Origin of the sequence: Bacillus sp. FSL K6-3149, from assembly GCF_038630515.1 — a bacterium.
Classification (GTDB): Bacteria; Bacillota; Bacilli; order Bacillales; family Bacillaceae; genus Bacillus; species Bacillus pumilus.
The window spans coordinates 3,133,068-3,151,525 of the sequence record NZ_CP152034.1 but is presented as its reverse complement, the minus strand read 5'-3'; the positions used below and the strand labels follow the sequence as shown (position 1 = coordinate 3,151,525).

15 protein-coding genes are annotated in these 18,458 nt (G+C 42.2%); 14 read left to right on the top strand and 1 reads right to left on the bottom strand.

Features of this window, described 5'->3' with window-relative positions; genetic code table 11:
• Positions 1–24 precede the first annotated feature (24 nt).
• The 8 genes from dxs to MHB83_RS15910 all read left to right on the top strand — a co-directional run bounded on the left by dxs (position 25) and on the right by MHB83_RS15910 (position 10,241).
• Positions 25–1,926 carry a 1-deoxy-D-xylulose-5-phosphate synthase gene (gene dxs, locus MHB83_RS15945; RefSeq protein WP_106029158.1) on the top strand — a complete coding sequence of 634 codons (1,902 nt, stop codon included), beginning with the start codon at positions 25–27 and terminating at the stop codon, positions 1,924–1,926.
• The gene (locus MHB83_RS15940) at positions 1,923–2,777 is read left to right on the top strand and encodes a TlyA family RNA methyltransferase (RefSeq protein WP_050943777.1); all 855 of its coding nucleotides are present in this window, start codon (positions 1,923–1,925) and stop codon (positions 2,775–2,777) included. The genes dxs and MHB83_RS15940 overlap by 4 nt, the downstream gene beginning before the upstream one ends.
• A gap of 159 nt (positions 2,778–2,936) precedes the next feature.
• A complete protein-coding gene (gene argR, locus MHB83_RS15935) occupies positions 2,937–3,386 on the top strand; it encodes a transcriptional regulator ArgR (RefSeq protein ID WP_003215836.1) in 450 nt (149 codons plus the stop codon).
• A gap of 33 nt (positions 3,387–3,419) precedes the next feature.
• Positions 3,420–5,156 (top strand): DNA repair protein RecN, encoded by a 1,737-nt coding sequence (gene recN / locus MHB83_RS15930; RefSeq protein WP_137054990.1) that lies wholly within the window; start codon positions 3,420–3,422, stop codon positions 5,154–5,156.
• Between the two features lie 198 nt (positions 5,157–5,354).
• A complete protein-coding gene (gene spoIVB / locus MHB83_RS15925; RefSeq protein WP_106033130.1) occupies positions 5,355–6,632 on the top strand; it encodes a SpoIVB peptidase in 1,278 nt (425 codons plus the stop codon).
• Positions 6,633–6,917: 285 nt separating this feature from the next.
• Positions 6,918–7,721, top strand: a complete 804-nt coding sequence (gene spo0A / locus MHB83_RS15920) for a sporulation transcription factor Spo0A (RefSeq protein WP_003215740.1) — start codon at positions 6,918–6,920, stop codon at positions 7,719–7,721.
• A 456-nt stretch (positions 7,722–8,177) separates the two neighbouring features.
• Positions 8,178–9,278 carry a Rap family tetratricopeptide repeat protein gene (locus MHB83_RS15915; RefSeq protein WP_003215741.1) on the top strand — a complete coding sequence of 367 codons (1,101 nt, stop codon included), beginning with the start codon at positions 8,178–8,180 and terminating at the stop codon, positions 9,276–9,278.
• Positions 9,279–9,503: 225 nt separating this feature from the next.
• On the top strand, positions 9,504–10,241 hold the full coding sequence (locus MHB83_RS15910) for a glycerophosphodiester phosphodiesterase (protein ID WP_137054993.1): 738 nt from the start codon (positions 9,504–9,506) through the stop codon (positions 10,239–10,241).
• A 34-nt stretch (positions 10,242–10,275) separates the two neighbouring features.
• On the opposite strand, the gene MHB83_RS15905 is transcribed toward MHB83_RS15910, so the two are convergent.
• Positions 10,276–10,512 carry a DUF2627 domain-containing protein gene (locus MHB83_RS15905; RefSeq protein WP_050943781.1) on the bottom strand — a complete coding sequence of 79 codons (237 nt, stop codon included), beginning with the start codon at positions 10,510–10,512 and terminating at the stop codon, positions 10,276–10,278.
• A 149-nt stretch (positions 10,513–10,661) separates the two neighbouring features.
• Between MHB83_RS15905 and MHB83_RS15900 the strand changes: the two genes are divergently transcribed.
• From MHB83_RS15900 to MHB83_RS15875, 6 genes are all read left to right on the top strand, one after another.
• Positions 10,662–12,734, top strand: a complete 2,073-nt coding sequence (locus tag MHB83_RS15900) for a sigma-54-dependent Fis family transcriptional regulator (protein WP_050943782.1) — start codon at positions 10,662–10,664, stop codon at positions 12,732–12,734.
• Between the two features lie 126 nt (positions 12,735–12,860).
• The gene (gene yqiS, locus MHB83_RS15895) at positions 12,861–13,754 is read left to right on the top strand and encodes a phosphate butyryltransferase (protein ID WP_003215681.1); all 894 of its coding nucleotides are present in this window, start codon (positions 12,861–12,863) and stop codon (positions 13,752–13,754) included.
• A 25-nt stretch (positions 13,755–13,779) separates the two neighbouring features.
• Positions 13,780–14,874, top strand: coding sequence for a branched-chain amino acid dehydrogenase (bcd, locus tag MHB83_RS15890; protein WP_003215658.1), 1,095 nt, complete (start codon positions 13,780–13,782; stop codon positions 14,872–14,874).
• A 27-nt stretch (positions 14,875–14,901) separates the two neighbouring features.
• On the top strand, positions 14,902–16,029 hold the full coding sequence (gene buk / locus MHB83_RS15885) for a butyrate kinase (protein WP_253622444.1): 1,128 nt from the start codon (positions 14,902–14,904) through the stop codon (positions 16,027–16,029).
• Positions 16,019–17,443: a dihydrolipoyl dehydrogenase gene (gene lpdA / locus MHB83_RS15880; protein WP_137054994.1), complete on the top strand. Its 1,425-nt coding sequence runs from the start codon at positions 16,019–16,021 to the stop codon at positions 17,441–17,443. Before buk ends, lpdA begins: the two co-directional genes overlap by 11 nt.
• 17 nt (positions 17,444–17,460) lie before the next feature.
• On the top strand, positions 17,461–18,453 hold the full coding sequence (locus tag MHB83_RS15875; protein ID WP_137054995.1) for a thiamine pyrophosphate-dependent dehydrogenase E1 component subunit alpha: 993 nt from the start codon (positions 17,461–17,463) through the stop codon (positions 18,451–18,453).
• Positions 18,454–18,458: the final 5 nt, after the last annotated feature.

Sequence of the window (18,458 nt, the reverse complement as noted above, 5' to 3'; positions counted from 1 at the left end):
TTGTTGAAAGCGAGTTGATCCTAATTGGATCTTTTATCAATAAAAAATCCAACGTTTCTAAAAGGAATGTCAAATGCAGAATTAGAGGAGCTTAGCGCTGACATTCGCATGTTTTTAATTGAGTCCTTAGCTAACTCTGGTGGGCATATCGGTCCGAACCTAGGAGTCGTTGAACTGACTGTTGCGCTCCATAAAGTATTTGACAGCCCAAAAGACAAATTCCTCTGGGATGTTGGACATCAGTCGTACGTTCATAAGCTGTTAACGGGAAGAGGTGCGGAGTTTGATACACTTCGTCAATATAAAGGGCTTTGCGGTTTTCCTAAACGAAATGAAAGCGAGCATGATGTGTGGGAGACGGGTCACAGTTCAACCTCGTTATCTGGCGCGATGGGTATGGCGGCAGCGCGTGATATCAAAGGGACAGATGAATATATCCTGCCGATTATCGGAGACGGTGCACTAACCGGAGGTATGGCGCTAGAAGCTTTGAATCATATCGGTGATGAAAAGAAAGATATGATTGTGATCTTAAATGACAATGAAATGAGTATTGCACCAAACGTCGGTGCGATTCACACAATGCTTGGCAGATTACGTACAGCTGGCAAATACCAATGGGTAAAAGACGAACTTGAATATTTATTCAAGCGCATTCCAGCTGTAGGTGGAAAGCTTGCTGCCACAGCAGAGCGTATCAAAGACAGCCTCAAATATCTACTTGTATCTGGCATGTTCTTTGAGGAAATGGGATTTACCTACTTAGGTCCTGTCGATGGACATTCGTATGAAGATCTTTTTGAAAATCTTGAATATGCAAAGAAAACAAAAGGTCCGGTTCTTCTGCATGTCATCACGAAAAAAGGAAAAGGCTATCAGCCGGCAGAATCCGATAAAATCGGGACTTGGCACGGTACAGGTCCATACAAAATTGATACAGGTGATTTTGTAAAACCGGCAGCAGCAGCTCCTTCTTGGAGTGGTCTCGTTAGTGAAACGGTCAGAAAGCTGGCGCGGGAAGATGAGCGGATTGTTGCGATCACGCCTGCGATGCCTGTTGGTTCAAAGCTTGAAGGCTTTGCGAAGGAATTTCCAGAGCGGATGTTTGATGTAGGAATTGCCGAGCAGCATGCAGCCACAATGGCAGCTGGGCTTGCGACGCAGGACATGAAGCCATTTTTAGCGATTTATTCAACGTTCCTGCAAAGAGCCTATGACCAAGTACTACACGATATTTGCCGTCAGAACCTTAATGTATTTATTGGCATTGACCGTGCGGGACTTGTCGGTGCAGATGGAGAAACCCATCAAGGTGTGTTTGATATTGCCTTTATGCGTCATATGCCGAATATGGTGCTCATGATGCCAAAAGATGAAAATGAAGGACAGCACATGGTCAATACAGCCATTCAGTATGATGACGGTCCTATTGCTATGCGCTTCCCGCGCGGTAATGGGCTAGGTGTCAAAATGGATGAACAGCTGAAAACCATTCCGATTGGGTCCTGGGAGGTTCTTCGTCCAGGGAAGGATGCTGTGATTTTAACATTTGGTACGACAATTAAAATGGCGCTCCAAGCTGCAGAAGAACTTCAAAAAGAAGGGAAATCGGTTCGTGTTGTCAATGCTCGTTTTATTAAGCCTCTTGATGAAGCGATGTTAAATGACATTTTTTCTGAAGGTATTCCAATTTTAACGATTGAAGAAGCTGTGCTCCAAGGCGGATTTGGCAGCAGCGTCTTAGAATATATACACGATAAGAAAGCATCTCATATAAAAGTAGAACGTATGGGCATTCCAGATGAATTTATTGAGCATGGAAGTGTTGATGCCCTGCTTGAAGAAATTGGTTTGACGAAAGCACAGGTTGCTGACACTTTACGTGACCTGCTTCCCGCAGCACCAAGAAAAGGAATTGGATCATGACATCAAAGAAAGAACGACTTGACGTTTTATTAGTCGAACAAGGACTAATGGAAACGAGAGAGAAAGCAAAGCGTGCCATTATGGCAGGGATCGTTTACTCAAATGAAAACCGTTTGGATAAACCAGGAGAGAAAATCGCTCGTGATACACCGCTCACTGTGAAAGGGAACCCTCTGAAATATGTGAGCCGCGGCGGATTAAAGCTGGAAAAAGCGCTAAAAGAATTCGACTTAACCGTTGAAGGGAAATTGCTAATTGATATTGGTTCATCAACAGGTGGATTTACAGATTGTGCGCTTCAAAATGGAGCAGTCAAATCATATGCTGTTGATGTTGGCTACAATCAGCTTGCGTGGAAATTAAGGCAGGATGACAGGGTAATCGTCATGGAGCGCACCAATTTCCGTCATTCCGTCCCAGCAGATTTTACTGAAGGATTGCCAGAAGTAGCGTCAATTGATGTCTCTTTTATTTCACTTAAACTCATCCTTCCGGCTTTAAAGCACATTCTTGTCCCGGGCGGAGACTGTATTGCACTCGTCAAGCCTCAATTTGAAGCAGGCAGAGAGCTTGTTGGGAAAAAAGGCATCGTGCGAGATCCATCGGTCCACCTTGGTGTACTCGAAGAGGTGAATGAATTTGCTGCACAAGAAGGCTATGATGTGAAGGATGTATCATTTTCGCCTATTACTGGCGGAGACGGGAATATTGAGTTCCTTCTCCATTTAGTGCTTCATCCCGATCAAGAAGAGAATGCGGCGCTTCAGGTTTCAGAGCTTGAAAAGATCGTCAAGGAAGCCCATTCTGTATTGAAAGAAAAGAAAAACAGTCCTGAGCCGGCTGACACATGAGATTGAAACAAAAGGAATAATAGCTCGCTATTATTCCTTTTTACATGGTCAAAAGATGAGAGTTGACCGTTTCTCACGTAACGCTTGTTTTTTGAACTGTGGTTCATATAACATAGAACGTAAAGACAAACTGAGATCAAACGCCTAGGGGGGTCAAAAATGAATAAAGGTCAAAGGCATATTAAGATTAGAGAAATCATCGCGAGCCAAGAGATTGAAACACAAGATGAACTAGTCGATATTTTAAAATCCGATGGATATAACATTACACAAGCGACCGTTTCAAGAGATATTAAAGAATTGCATTTAGTGAAAGTGCCAACGAACAATGGAACATATAAATACAGCCTTCCAGCGGATCAGCGGTTTAATCCGCTGTCTAAACTAAAGCGATCCTTAATGGATGCATTTATTAAAATGGATGCTGCCAGTCATTTAATCGTCCTCAAAACCATGCCGGGTAATGCACAGGCGATTGGGGCTTTAATGGATAATTTAGATTGGGAAGAAATCATGGGAACCATTTGCGGAGATGACACCATTTTGATCATTTGCCGCACTCCAGATGATACGGAAACAGTTTCAAGCAAAATTTTAGAGCTTCTATAAAGAATCAGGTTTACAAAAAGAGGTGTCAAATGAGTGTTAGCAGAACTAACCATTAAAAACTTTGCAATCATTGAAGAGTTAACAGTTTCATTTGAAAAAGGACTCACAGTCCTAACAGGGGAAACAGGTGCAGGGAAATCCATCATGATTGATGCTGTCTCACTTCTTGTGGGAGGTAGAGGGTCGTCTGAATTTGTTCGTTATGGTGAGAAAAAGGCTGAGCTGGAGGGGCTTTTTCTTGTGCCAGCAGCTGACCACCCTGTATTTGCTTTATGCGAAGAGCATGGAATTGACGCAACGGATGAAATGATGATTCTTCGCCGTGATATGAACAATAACGGGAAAAGCATATGCCGCATCAATGGCAAGCTCGTTACAATCTCACTTTTACGCGAAGTAGGACGCCTTTTGCTCGATATACATGGACAGCACGATAACCAGTTATTGATGGAGGATGAAAATCATCTGCATTTACTCGATCAATTTGGAGCAGAAGAAATTGCACCTGCTCTGTCACAATATCAAGAAGCATATGAGCAATATACAAAGACAGCCCAAAAGCTAAAACAGCTCTCTGAGAATGAGCAGGAAATGGTGCACCGGTTAGATTTACTGCAATTTCAGCTAGAAGAGATTGAAGCGGCACAATTAGAGCCGGGAGAAGATGAGAAGCTTCAAGAAGAGCGCCATCAGATCAGCAACTACGAAAAAATCTTTTCCTCACTCCAAAACGCCTATAACGCCTTGCGCAATGAGCAGGGGGGACTTGATTGGGTTGGCATGTCATCAAGCGAGCTCGAGCAGGTTTCTGAGATCAACGACGATCTGAAAAAGCTATCAGAACAAGTGTCGAACTCTTACTATTTATTAGAGGATTCGACGTTCCAAATGCGAAGCATGCTGGATCAATTAGAGTTCGACCCAGCACGTCTTGATTTTATTGAGTCTAGGCTGAATGAAATGAAGCAGTTAAAACGAAAGTACGGGACAACGGTTGAGGAAATTTTGGAGTATGCGGCGAAGATTGAAGAAGAAATCGATCAAATTCAAAATCGAGACAGTCACCTGCAGACGCTTAAAAACAAACTGGATGCAATGAGCCGTGACGCCCTGCTTGAAGCACTTAACGTTTCGGAGCTTCGTAAAAAATGGGCCAAAAAGCTAGCGAAGCAAATTCAAACAGAACTAAAGGATTTGTATATGGAAAAATCAACGTTTGATACATCCTTTTCCATTCGGTATGCGCCTTTTAGCAGCACGGATAATCCGCTGCTAGATGGAAAGCCCGTCCAGCTTGGAAAAAACGGAATCGACCAAGCTCAATTTGTGATTTCTACTAATCCTGGCGAACCGATGAAATCTTTATCAAAAGTTGCCTCGGGTGGAGAAATTTCACGTGTTATGCTCGCCGTGAAAAGTATCTTCTCGGCCAAACAAGAAGTCACTTCCATTATTTTCGATGAGGTCGATACGGGCGTAAGCGGCAGAGTTGCACAGGCGATTGCCGAAAAAATTTACAAAGTGGCGGCTGGCTCACAAGTGCTCTGCATTACGCACCTCCCGCAAGTAGCAGCAATGGCTGACACGCACCTCTTCATTTCTAAACGCTCTAAAGCAGGCAGAACACTGACAAGCGTCAAACCATTAAGTCATGAAGAAAAAGTGAGTGAAATTGGCAGGATGATTGCGGGTGTGGAAGTCACTGAACTGACAAAACAGCACGCAAAAGAATTGCTGCATCAAGCAAATGATGTCAAAACAACAGGGTAGCTGAAAAACCAGCTGCCTTTTTTATATTGTGTCAAAATCGCTGTATATACCCACGAAATCGTCTTTTTCTTTTATCAATTTATCCAATCATTTTCTATAGCTGCCGGTTATAAATCAAAGCGAAGAAGGCAAAAGTAAAGATGTAGCCAAAACATGAGTGTTCTGGTGTGGGTAAGGAGCGAGGAGAGTGAAAAATGAATGCCCGAAAAGATGAGAAAAGCCATTGGTGTAATTCTCCTTGTTTCTTTAATAAGTACAGGGTTTATGAGCATAGTGAAGGAATACATCAGCATTCCAACAAATGTTGCTGTATTTGAAAAACAGAAGCACTCAATTGACACATCAATAGAAGCGTCAGCCAATGCTTCTTCACAAGCCTTTAGTCTTTCAGAGAAAAAGAATCAGCTTGAAGTAACAGGACAAAAGGCGGGAAAAGCCGAAATTGTTTATGATTTTAAAGGATTTCCTATTAAGAAAACAAAAGTCGACGTTCTCCCTGAATTAAAAGTCGTTCCTGGAGGACAATCCATTGGCGTCAAGCTCCACTCTGTAGGAGTTCTCGTTGTAGGTTTTCATCAAATCACAACAGCAGACGGCAAAAAATCACCAGGCGAAGCCGCAGGCATTCAATCAGGGGATATGATCATTGAAATCAATGGTCAAAAGATGGAGAAAATGAATGACCTCACCCCATTTATCCAAAAAGCAGGGAAAACAGGTGAAACGCTTCGTTTACTCATAAAAAGAGACCATAAAACCTTTCAAACAACATTAACACCCGCAAAAGATGCAAGTGAAGGCACCTATCGAATTGGTCTTTACATTCGAGATTCCGCAGCAGGGATCGGCACGATGACCTTCTTTGAACCATCTTCTAAAAAATATGGTGCCCTAGGGCATGTCATTTCTGACATGGATACAAAAAAACCAATTGTTGTCGACAATGGTGAAATTGTCAGATCAACCGTAACATCGATTGAAAAAGGCACAGGAGGCAATCCTGGAGAAAAATTGGCAAGATTCTCTTCCGAACGAAAAACGATAGGGGATATATCCCGCAACAGCCCATTTGGTATCTTTGGTACGTTAACCGAAAAGCTTGAAAATCATGTATCAGACAAACCGCTTCCAGTCGCTTTATCAAATGAAGTAAAAGAAGGTCCAGCAGAAATTTTAACCGTTGTGGATCATGATAAAGTGGAGAAGTTTAATATTAAAATCGTCAGCACGACTCCGCAGAAATTCCCGGCAACAAAAGGGATGGTATTGAAGGTAACAGATGAGCGTCTTTTAAGTAAAACGGGTGGTATCGTCCAAGGTATGAGCGGAAGCCCTATCATCCAAAACGGAAAAGTCATCGGGGCAGTCACACACGTTTTCGTCAATGACCCGACAAGTGGCTACGGCGTACACATTGAATGGATGTTGTCAGAAGCAGGCATCGATCTTTATCAAAAAAACAAAAAAGCAAGCTGATCATCAAACTGCCGCGAATCTTCCGGCAGTTTTTTTCTTCCCTTTCTTTCTCTGCCATCATGTTATAAAATAAGGAAAAAGAGATTTTTCGACAAAATGGAAAATGGTATGTTGTCAAATTGCAATAATCGTCGATTCGTTAAGAAAAACGTAGAAAAAGCTAGATAATGCTCTATTATTCGGAAAATTAAAGTTTTTTAAAGGGGATAGCATGCTTTTGTCGAATTGAACACTCAGAAGAGAAATGCAAAAGACTAAAGGAATCGACATTGGGGAGGAAAGAACGTGGAGAAAATTAAAGTGTGTGTAGCTGATGACAATCGAGAGCTTGTTGGCCTTTTGACAGAGTATATTGAGGGACAGGAAGATATGGAAGTACTTGGCGTGGCGTATAATGGTCAGGAATGTCTAACATTATTTAAAGATAAAGAGCCCGACGTTCTCCTCTTAGATATTATCATGCCTCATTTAGACGGTCTTGCTGTACTGGAACGCCTCCGTGAAAACAATGACATGACCAAACAGCCAAGTGTGATTATGCTAACGGCGTTTGGACAAGAAGATGTCACGAAAAAAGCAGTTGATCTAGGCGCATCTTATTTCATCTTAAAGCCATTTGATATGGAAAACCTAGTCGGTCATATTCGTCAAGTCAGTGGAAACGGCACACAAGTCACCCATCGATCTTCATCTATCCAAAACAGTGTCCTTCGAAACAAACCTGAACCGAAACGCAGAAACTTAGATGCGAGCATTACAACGATTATTCATGAGATTGGCGTCCCGGCTCATATTAAAGGTTACTTATACTTAAGAGAAGCCATTTCGATGGTGTACAATGACATCGAGCTTCTCGGAAGCATCACAAAAGTGTTGTATCCAGACATCGCGAAGAAATTTAACACGACCGCGAGCAGAGTAGAACGAGCGATTCGTCATGCGATTGAAGTGGCTTGGAGCAGAGGAAACATTGATTCCATTTCCTCACTCTTTGGTTATACAGTCAGCATGTCTAAAGCAAAACCAACCAATTCTGAATTTATCGCAATGGTGGCTGATCGTCTGCGCTTAGAGCATAGAGCAAGCTAGTTCATTTTCATAAAAAAACGTTTCTTCAAAGAGACGTTTTTTTATTTTGAAAAATATTGTCAAAAATTGGTTGTATTGATACAATCATCTTATTGTCTCCTTTAAACAACTCAGCTTGATTTATTTTCAGAATAAAATGAACAATAAAGCATGAAAGAAATGGGTATGACATAAATTAGTGGTAATCAGCTACGCCAATCAATTGTTTGGTCTTCAAAATAGAAGAAGGAAACGCTCATTCTTAAGAAAAAGGATGAGAGGAAAAGGTCTGATGAATTTGGTAAATAAAGCAAATGAGATCGAAAGTTCTATTTCTATTGACCTGATTGGTTGGCGTTTTAAAGTCACTGGCTTCTTAGAGATTGTGCCATTTGAACTGAATATTCCCATTGTCGAATTTAATAATTTTCACATTCTTTTACTATGCTATAATAATGAAAAGAAGAGGGTGAGGTTATGGGAAAGCTGAAAATCCACTCTGCTGAGGTAGCGAACGAAATTAGCAAGTGGACGAGGGTCATTTCTCAAAATGACCTAGAAAAATCTGCTATCTATAAAGAGAAAATTCAGAATTTGCTAAAAAATACAGATGAAGACCGCGAAGTTCTCCTGTATTATCAGCTTGTGAATGGCCGACATGAAATGTTACTTGGAAATATTGAAAAAGCCAATCACATTATGAAGAGTGTCGGAACGCTTGATGAGAAAGCAGATGACATTATTAATTTTTATTTTTACTTTTACAAAGGCCAATATGCTGCATATGTGAAAAAGTATGATGAAGCCATCAGCTTTTACAAAATTGCAGAACAGCGTCTAAAGCGTGTGAATGAGGACCTTGAAGTAGGGACTTTTCACCATAAGGTTGCTTCAATCTATTACGAACTGAAACAAAATTTCATATCCATTAATCATATTAAAAAAGCCATCGATACGTTCAAAGCGCATGAAGAATATACAGCGCAGGCGATTGACAGCTTGATTTTACATGCAAGTAATTGTATCGATTTGATCCAATTTGACGAAGCGGAGGAAAAATACCAAGAAGCACTTGAGAAAAGTAAACGCATTAACAATGAAGTGCTGATTGGGAAATGCTATCATAATTTAGCCGTTCTTTATTATGCGAAGCATGATTACGAAAAAAGCGCACAATATGCCAAAAAAGGGATGGGCATTCAAATGCACCGTGACAATAGCCATTATTACATCCAATCTTTATACGTTCTCGCAAATGCCCTGGTTCATCTAGGAGATCAAGTGGCGAAAGAATATATTAAAGAGGGCATTCAGTATAGCTGTGATATCCAAAATAATGAATATATAGTAAAATTTGAAATTTTAGATTTAATGTGCGAAAATAGTGGAGCAGCAGACGTATTCTCTGAAAAATTAGACTACATAGAAAAAAATAGATTATATGTGGAGCTTGAGGATTTGTCTGAACAAATATCGAAATACTTCAAGGAACGAAATGACTATCAAAACGCCATTCGTTTTCTTGAAAAGAAATTCGATGCACAAATACTTCAAAAGAAAGTGGAGGTTATCTTATGAAAAAGTTGTTGTTAGGTTTAACCGTCGTTACAGCAGTCGCAGTTGTTTCTTCCCTTTTTGCTCTTGACGCAGAGACGACAGAGCAAGCCATCAGAGCGATTACGTGATCGAATTTATACAGAACCTCTTCGTACGAATCAGAAGAGGTTTTTTTATGTGCTTAAACTGGAAAAACAAAAAGAGACACGTCATAATGAAAGGAAGCATCATACTTAGAGGTGACCTATGACGAAAATTTTTGCACACAGAGGTTTTAAAGGAATCTACCCTGAAAATACCATGATAGCCTTTGAGCATGCACTCCATTCTGGAGCTGACGGAATTGAGCTGGATGTTCAGCTGACGAAAGATGGCAGGCTTGCTGTCATTCACGATGAGAAGCTGAACAGAACAACGAATATGAAAGGCTTAGTGAAAGACTATACATATGAAGAGTTAAAAGCAGGAGATGCGAGTCATTCTTTTTATGAAGAAACCGGTGCTGTATCCATTCCTCTTTTGGAGGAAGTATTGGAGCTCGTGACGCAGCAATCATCACTCATCATCAATATTGAACTGAAAAACTCTATTTATCGATATCCTGGTATTGAAGAGAAGGTAAAGGAGCAAATTGAACACTTTCAAATAGAAGATCGTGTACTTGTCTCATCGTTTCATCACGGCAGTTTAGCTCTTTTTCACAAGCTGATGCCGCACGTTGAGCTTGCTGTTCTCACAATGGATGTCATTCATCAGCCAGAGATGTACATAAAAACAGTACCTGCAAGAGGTTATCACCCGAATATAAAGGGCGCAGGGGTAACAAAAGAAGTCGTATCGGCTCTCCATGCCGCCCAGCAAGTGATCAGACCATTTACAGTAAACAGTGAAAAGCAAATGAAAAGCATGTTTTCCTTAGGTGTCGACGGAATTTTCACTGATTTCCCTGATAGAGCCGTCAAAATAAGAGAAGAAATGAAATAAAGACCTGCGATCAACAGCGGGTCTTTTTTCATGTTTATCTCTGTTTAAAGCGGGTGGTCACTTTATTTCGTTTGCGGTCTCTGTATAAAATAAAGCCAGCGACTACGTAAAGACCTCCCCCTAAAAAAAACAACCCTGCAATTCCTTGCAGCCATAAAAATGGAAATGGTGCAATGATGATACCGAAAACAGTGTCACGCAAAAGCTTAATTCCAAGTGCAGCAAGCGCCCCAGGTATTAAAATAATCACTAATGCAAGTATTCTCCCCATCAAATGTCCCCTTAAACGTCATTTACTTCCATTGTCTAATTCAAAAAATATTTTGTCAAGAAAGGAAAACGTGGTAATATAAGAGTTGTGCAATTTTTTGCAACGGAAAAATATGGTGTGCAAATTTTTTCATATAAAGGGGTAACGGGATGCAGAGAGTCTTGATTGTCGGTGCAGGACAGGGTGGATCAGCTTTGCTTGAAACATTGCTGAAAACAAATATGATTCAAATCGTTGCAATCGCCGACCTTGATCTTGAGGCACCGGGGATGGTAGAAGCGAAAAAGAATGGAATTGATACGACAACGGATTGGAAAGAATACATAAAAGATGACATTGATATCATCATTGAAACAACGGGCAGTTCAGCTGTGCTGAAAGAACTGATGGAAGAAAAAGCAGAGCAGTCTGTCATTGTTCCAAGTTCGATGGCATACGTCATATCAGAATTAATGTCAGAAAAGCATCAGCTTATACAAATATTAAAGGAACAAACCTATAAACATGACCGCATTTTTAATGCAACGAACGATGGCATGATTTTTATTAATATGGATGAAGAAGTCGTTCTGTTTAATCGATCGGCTGCCAAAATGGTTGGACGTTCGCAAAAAGATGCGATTGGCCGGCACATACGTGAAGTGATCCCAAATACAAAACTCCCCGATATTTTAAGGTCGAGGGAGCCAGAATTTCATCAAAAACAATTTCTGAATCAGCAAATACAAATTGTCACAACGCGTTTACCGATTATTGATGACGCAGGAAGAATGCTAGGCGCTCTATCCATTTTTAAAGATATTACAGATGCAGTGGAGCTTGCGGAAGAAGTCACAAACCTGAAAGAAGTGCGCACAATGCTTGAGGCCATCATTCAATCATCAGATGAAGCGATATCCGTCGTAGATGAGCAAGGGAAAGGAATTTTAATCAACCGAGCTTACACGAAAATGACGGGGTTAACAGACAAAGAGGTTGTGGGCAAACCAGCAGGTGCGGATATTTCTGAAGGGGAAAGCATGCATTTGAAGGTGCTTGAAACAAGAAGGCCGGTTCGAGGCGTCAGAATGAAAGTCGGACCTAATAAGAAGGATGTGATCGTCAACGTAGCGCCAGTGATCGTTGATGGTATTTTAAAAGGCAGCGTCGGCGTCATTCATGACGTATCAGAAATTCAATCACTCACGAATGAATTAAATAAAGCAAGACAGCTCATACGGACACTTGAAGCAAAGTACACTTTTGAAGACATTATTGGAGAAAGTGAGCAAATGCTTGTGGCGCTTGAGCAGGCAAAGCTAGGGGCTAAAACCCCAGCCACCATTTTACTTAGGGGAGAATCAGGTACTGGGAAAGAGCTATTTGCACACGCTATACACAATGAAAGTGACCGGAAATATAATCGCTTTGTAAGAGTCAACTGTGCTGCCTTATCAGAAACTCTTTTAGAGTCAGAGCTTTTTGGCTATGAGGAAGGCGCATTTTCTGGTGCGAGGCGCGGCGGGAAGAAAGGGCTGTTTGAAGAAGCGAATCACGGCAGCATCTTTTTAGATGAAATTGGTGAAATGACGCCAAGTACACAAGCGAAATTATTACGCGTGATGCAGGAGAAAGAAATTGTTAGAGTAGGCGGAACAAAAGCGATACCAGTTGATGTGCGTGTGATTACCGCAACAAATGTCAATATTGAAAAAGCGATGGCAGAAGGGAAGTTCAGAGAGGACTTATATTATCGGATGAACAGATATCCGATTTCGATTCCGCCACTAAGGCAGCGACTTGAAGATATTGACTCCTTAAGTAAACGCCTTATTCAGAAAATCAATTTAGACTATGGTCGAAATGTGAGCGGCTTAACGGAAGGGGCGCTCGATAGACTTCGATCCTACAGCTGGCCTGGGAACGTAAGAGAACTGGAAAATGTCCTTGGACGAGCCATGATCTTTTTGAATCCGCAAGAAGAATGGATCGATGAAGATCATATTTCCTTCATGGAATCAGAAGAGCAGGAAGAAAAAGAGCAGCAGGAACTGGCTGTCAGTCAATTTGAGGGAGAGACCCTTTCGGATGCTGTTGAAGCGTTTGAAGCGCAGCTCATTAAACAAACCCTTGAAAAGCATCAATTCAACCGCACGAAAACAGCGAAAACGTTAGGGATTAGCATTCGGAATCTTTACTATAAAATGGATAAATATCAACTTGCAAAAGATAGCATGCAATAAAATGCACGTTACCTGCAAAAAGCTGCATGTATTTCATGCGAAATGCCTTATTTCGCTGCGTTTCAAGCTGGCATAGAACTTGCATATAAAAACCATGAACCCGAGCATAAGGAAAGGTGGGCATATATGAAGCTTGACGATCTGATTATGAAAGCCGCCCAGTTGCAGAATAAAACTGCTGCTGTGGCTCATGCAGAAGACGAAGAAGTGCTTCATGCCATCAAGATGGCAATTGAACGAAAGGTCGCTCGCTTCCTGCTGGTTGGGAACAAGCGCAACCTGAAGGAGCTGGTGAAACAGCATGAGATCAATGAAGACTGGATAGATATTATTCATTCGGATTCTCCTGAAGAATCAGCCAAAATTGCCGTGCAGGCAGTGAGTGAGAAGCATGCAGATATATTGATGAAGGGGCATGTCACGACAGCCGTTCTATTAAAAGCGGTGCTGAATAAAGAGTACGGGCTGCGGACGGCGAGTGTACTATCACATGTCGCGGCATTCGAAGTGCCGGGCTTTGATCGGTTTATTTATGTCACAGATTCTGGGATGAACATCGCGCCCGATTTAAACATGTTCAAAGAGATTACGATCAATGCTGTTCAAGTAGCGCAAGCTGTTGGAAATGACATGCCAAAGGTGGCCGTGTTATCTGCGGTAGAGGTCGTGAACCCGGCAATGGATTCCACTTTGACAGCGGCAAGCCTGGCGCAAATGAATAAGCGAGGTCAAATTTCTGGCTGCCTCATTGACGGGCCTCTGGCATTAGACAATGCCATTTCTCAAACAGCAGCTTCTCATAAAAATATTACGAGTGATGTCGCCGGTCATGCAGATATTTTGCTTGTGCCAACGATTGAAGCAGGGAACATTCTTTATAAATCTCTCATCTACTTTGCACATGCAAAGGTGGGAGCTGTGGTGGCAGGAGCGAAGGCACCGATTGCTTTAACAAGCCGGTCGGATACAGCCGAAAGTAAGCTTTATTCAATTGCACTTGCCATCTGTACATCAAATTAAGCGAAAGTTATAGGAGGAATAAACAATGGAACTTTTTAAATATATGGAACGATACGATTATGAGCAGCTTGTATTTTGTCAGGATGAACAATCTGGCTTAAAAGCGATTATTGCCATTCATGATACAACACTTGGCCCAGCACTAGGCGGGACAAGAATGTGGACGTATGAAAACGAAGAAGCAGCAATCGAAGATGCACTTCGTCTAGCAAGAGGCATGACTTATAAAAACGCAGCAGCAGGCCTGAATCTTGGCGGCGGGAAAACAGTCATCATCGGTGACCCGAGAAAAGATAAAAATGAAGAAATGTTCCGTGCGTTTGGACGCTACATACAAGGATTAAATGGCCGCTATATCACAGCGGAGGATGTCGGTACAACGGTAGAAGACATGGATCTGATTCATGAAGAAACAGACTTTGTGACAGGTATTTCTCCTGCATTTGGTTCATCCGGAAACCCGTCTCCTGTTACGGCTTACGGTGTATATAAAGGGATGAAAGCTGCTGCCAAAGCTGCATTTGGAACCGACTCACTAGAAGGAAAAACGATTGCAGTCCAAGGTGTTGGGAATGTCGCCTACAATTTGTGTAAACATCTGCACGAAGAAGGCGCACAGCTAATTGTCACAGATATCAACAAAGACTCTGTAAAACGAGCTGTAGAAGACTTTGGCGCAAAAGCTGTAGACCCTGACGATATTTATGATCAAGCATGTGATATTTATGCCCCTTGTGCACTTGGTGCAACGATTAATGATGTAACGATTCCTAAGCTGAAAGCAAAGGTCATCGCAGGTGCAGCGAATAACCAGCTGAGAGAAACGCATCACGGCGATCTGATTCATGAAATGGGTATTGTGTATGCACCTGATTATGTGATCAATGCAGGCGGTGTGATTAACGTTGCTGATGAGCTTTATGGCTATAATGCAGATCGTGCGATGAAAAAGGTAGAAGGTATTTACCAAAATATTGAACGCGTGATTGAAATTTCAAACCGTGATGCCATTCCAACTTATAAAGCGGCAGACCGATTGGCGGAGGAGCGAATTGAAAGAATGCGCAAATCAAGAAGTCAATTCCTGCAAAATGGCCAACATATTTTAAGTCGTCGCTAATTTGAAGAATGAGTTGAAACGGAGGTTTTGTTTTTGCTGACAAAAGAATGGCGTATTCTCACAATTAATCCTGGCTCTACTTCAACAAAAATTGGTGTGTTTCACAATGAACGATCTATTTTTGAAACGACACTCAGACATACAGATGAGGAATTAAAGCAATTCACTCATATCATTGATCAGTTTTCATTTCGTCAAGAAACAATCCTGAAGACGCTGCATGAACAAGGAATGAACATCTCAAAGTTTGATGCAGTTTGTGCGCGCGGCGGTCTTCTTCGTCCGATTGAAGGTGGCACATATGAAGTCAATGAGCAAATGGTGCAAGACTTGAAAGAAGGATATGCTGGCCAGCATGCATCAAATCTGGGCGGTATCATTGCACGAGAAATTGCACTTGGTTTGAACATCCCAGCTTTTATTGTCGATCCAGTTGTAGTGGATGAGCTAAAACCAATTGCTCGTATTTCAGGGCTGCCAACGATTGAAAGAAAAAGCATCTTCCATGCATTAAATCAAAAAGCAGTCGCAAGAAAAACAGCTGCATCCTTTGGGAAGCGCTATGAAGATTTGAATATGATTATTACACATATGGGCGGCGGCATCACCATTGGTGTCCATGAAAAAGGTAAAGTCATTGATGTCAATAACGGACTGCATGGCGAAGGACCTTTTAGCCCAGAGCGAGCGGGGACCCTGCCAACAGGTGACCTCGTCAATCTTTGCTTTTCTGGTCAGTACAGCCAAGAGGAAATGCTGAAACGCATTATTGGTGAAGGTGGTCTTGCGGGCTACCTTGGTACGACAGATGCTGTGAAAGTTGAGCGCATGATTGAAGCAGGCGATGAACGGGCGGCGCTGATTTATGAAGCGATGTGCTATCAAATTGCCAAGGAAATCGGTGCGGCTAGTGCTGTCTTAAAAGGCGCAGTTGACGTTATTGTGTTAACAGGCGGACTTGCGTACAGCAAACAAATTACATCAAGTATTAGAGGTCACATTGACTGGATTTCAGATGTTGTCGTGTATCCAGGCGAAAATGAACTGCAATCCTTAGCAGAAGGTGCACTTCGTATTTTAAAAGAAGAAGAATCTCCGAAAGAATACCCAAATGATCAACGGATGAAGAAAGGAGTGACTAGTCATGGCAACTGAATATGACCTCGTCATTCTTGGTGGGGGCACAGGCGGCTATGTAGCGGCCATTCGTGCCTCACAGCTTGGATTGAAAACAGCAGTTGTAGAAAAAGAAAAGCTTGGCGGAACATGTCTGCATAAAGGATGCATTCCGTCTAAAGCGCTGCTTAGAAGTGCTGAAGTCTATCAAACCGTCCAACGTGCTGCTGATTTTGGCGTTGAGGCAAATGGCATCGCCTTGCAGTTTGCCAATGTACAGAAAAGAAAAGCAGAGATTGTAGAGAAACTAGCAGGCGGCGTCAAACATTTAATGAAACAAGGGAAAATTGATGTTTATGAAGGGATCGGCCGTATTCTTGGCCCATCTATCTTTTCGCCAATGCCAGGAACCATCTCCGTAGAAATGGCAAATGGAGATGAAAATGAAATGCTTATTCCAAAGCAGGTCATCATTGCGACAGGTTCAAGACCGCGTGTGCTGCCTGGACTTGAAGCAGATGGGACGCATATTCTTACATCAGATGATGCACTTGAACTGCCAGAGCTTCCGCAGTCGATGCTCATTGTCGGCGGCGGGGTGATCGGAATCGAGTGGGCTTCCATGCTCAATGATTTCGGTGTGAAAGTGACTGTGATTGAATTTGCAGACCGCATATTGCCAACAGAGGATCATGACATTTCTAAAGAAATGGAAAAGCTTTTATCTAAAAAAGGCATCACCTTTGTGACAAATGCGAAAGTACTGCCAGATACCGTTAAAAAGCTGGAGAATCTCGTGACGATTCAAGCAGAAAAGGATGGAGACATTCAGACGTTTGAAGCGGAAAAACTTCTTCTATCAGTCGGCAGAGTACCAAATATTGAAGGCATTGGTCTTGAAAACACGGAGATCCAAACAGAAAAACAAGGCATTGTCGTGAATGAACATTATCAAACGAAAGAATCGCATATTTATGCAATAGGAGATGTCATTGGTGGGCTTCAGCTGGCACATGTGGCTTCACACGAAGGCATGATTGCTGTGGAGCATATGGCTGGTCAAGATCCAAAGCCGCTCGATGAAACGCTCGTTTCTAAATGTGTATACTCTCACCCGGAAACCGCGAGTGTTGGACTCACTGAACAGGCGGCAAAAGAGCAAGGCTTCGAGGTCAAAATGGGGAAATTCCCATTTATGGCGATCGGGAAAGCACTTGTGTACGGGGAGTCAGATGGATTCGTCAAAATCATTGCTGATCAAAAGACAGATGATATTTTAGGGATTCATATGATTGGTCCTCATGTCACAGATATGATATCTGAAGCTGGATTAGCCAAAGTACTTGATGCAACGCCGTGGGAAGTCGGGCAAACAATTCACCCGCACCCAACCTTATCAGAGGCGATTGGCGAGGCTGCCCTTGCTGTTGACGGGAAAGCGATCCATTTTTAATCAAGGAGGGAAATAAGATGAGTAACATGCGTCATCATGAATTAGGATTATCTGATGAACAAGCAATTGAAATATATAGAACAATGCTTCTAGCAAGAAAAATTGATGAACGGATGTGGCTTTTAAACCGTTCAGGTAAAATTCCATTCGTCATTTCTTGTCAAGGGCAGGAAGCGCAGCAAGTCGGTGCTGCTTTCGCTCTCAATAGAGAAGAGGATTACGTCTTACCTTACTACCGTGATATGGGGGTTGTCCTCGCATTTGGAATGACAGCAAAAGATTTAATGATGTCAGGTTTCGCAAAACAAGACGATCCAAACTCAGGCGGAAGACAGATGCCAGGGCATTTTGGACAGAAATCAAATCGAATTGTGACAGGATCTTCACCTGTTACAACGCAGGTTCCTCATGCAGTGGGGATTGCACTTGCTGGACGACTAGATCAGAAAAACTTTGTCAGCTTTGTCACGTTCGGTGAGGGCTCTTCAAACCAAGGTGATTTCCACGAAGGCGCTAACTTTGCTGCTGTGCATAAGCTGCCTGTTATTTTCATGTGTGAAAACAATAAGTACGCGATTTCCGTGCCGTATGACAAACAAGTAGCATGTGAACGCATTTCAGATCGTGCGATTGGGTACGGAATGCCTGGTGTAACCGTTGATGGCAATGATCCGCTTGAAGTATATGCCGCTGTCAAAGAAGCGAGAGACCGTGCAGCAAGAGGCGAAGGACCAACGTTGATTGAAACGATCTCTTACCGTTTAACTGCGCATTCAAGTGATGACGATGATTCAAGCTATCGAGAAAAAGAAGAAGTGCTCGAAGCGAGAAAGAAAGATCCGCTCATCCAATATGAAACGTATTTAACCGAAGGAAACGTCATGACTTCAGAAATGAAAGAAGAGATGACAAAAGAAATCATGCAAATCGTAAACGAAGCTACTGATGAAGCGGAAAACGCTGCTTATGCTGATGCTGAAAGCGCACTTCGTTACGTGTATGCGGAGTAAGGGGG

Coding starts and splice junctions, on each gene's coding strand:
- MHB83_RS15940 (WP_050943777.1), top strand. CDS start 1,923: ATGACATCAAAGAAAGAACGACTTGACGTTTTATTAGTCGAACAAGGA.
- argR (WP_003215836.1), top strand. CDS start 2,937: ATGAATAAAGGTCAAAGGCATATTAAGATTAGAGAAATCATCGCGAGC.
- spoIVB (WP_106033130.1), top strand. CDS start 5,355: ATGCCCGAAAAGATGAGAAAAGCCATTGGTGTAATTCTCCTTGTTTCT.
- MHB83_RS15915 (WP_003215741.1), top strand. CDS start 8,178: ATGGGAAAGCTGAAAATCCACTCTGCTGAGGTAGCGAACGAAATTAGC.
- MHB83_RS15910 (WP_137054993.1), top strand. CDS start 9,504: ATGACGAAAATTTTTGCACACAGAGGTTTTAAAGGAATCTACCCTGAA.
- MHB83_RS15905 (WP_050943781.1), bottom strand. CDS start 10,512: ATGGGGAGAATACTTGCATTAGTGATTATTTTAATACCTGGGGCGCTT.
- MHB83_RS15900 (WP_050943782.1), top strand. CDS start 10,662: ATGCAGAGAGTCTTGATTGTCGGTGCAGGACAGGGTGGATCAGCTTTG.
- yqiS (WP_003215681.1), top strand. CDS start 12,861: ATGAAGCTTGACGATCTGATTATGAAAGCCGCCCAGTTGCAGAATAAA.
- bcd (WP_003215658.1), top strand. CDS start 13,780: ATGGAACTTTTTAAATATATGGAACGATACGATTATGAGCAGCTTGTA.
- lpdA (WP_137054994.1), top strand. CDS start 16,019: ATGGCAACTGAATATGACCTCGTCATTCTTGGTGGGGGCACAGGCGGC.
- MHB83_RS15875 (WP_137054995.1), top strand. CDS start 17,461: ATGAGTAACATGCGTCATCATGAATTAGGATTATCTGATGAACAAGCA.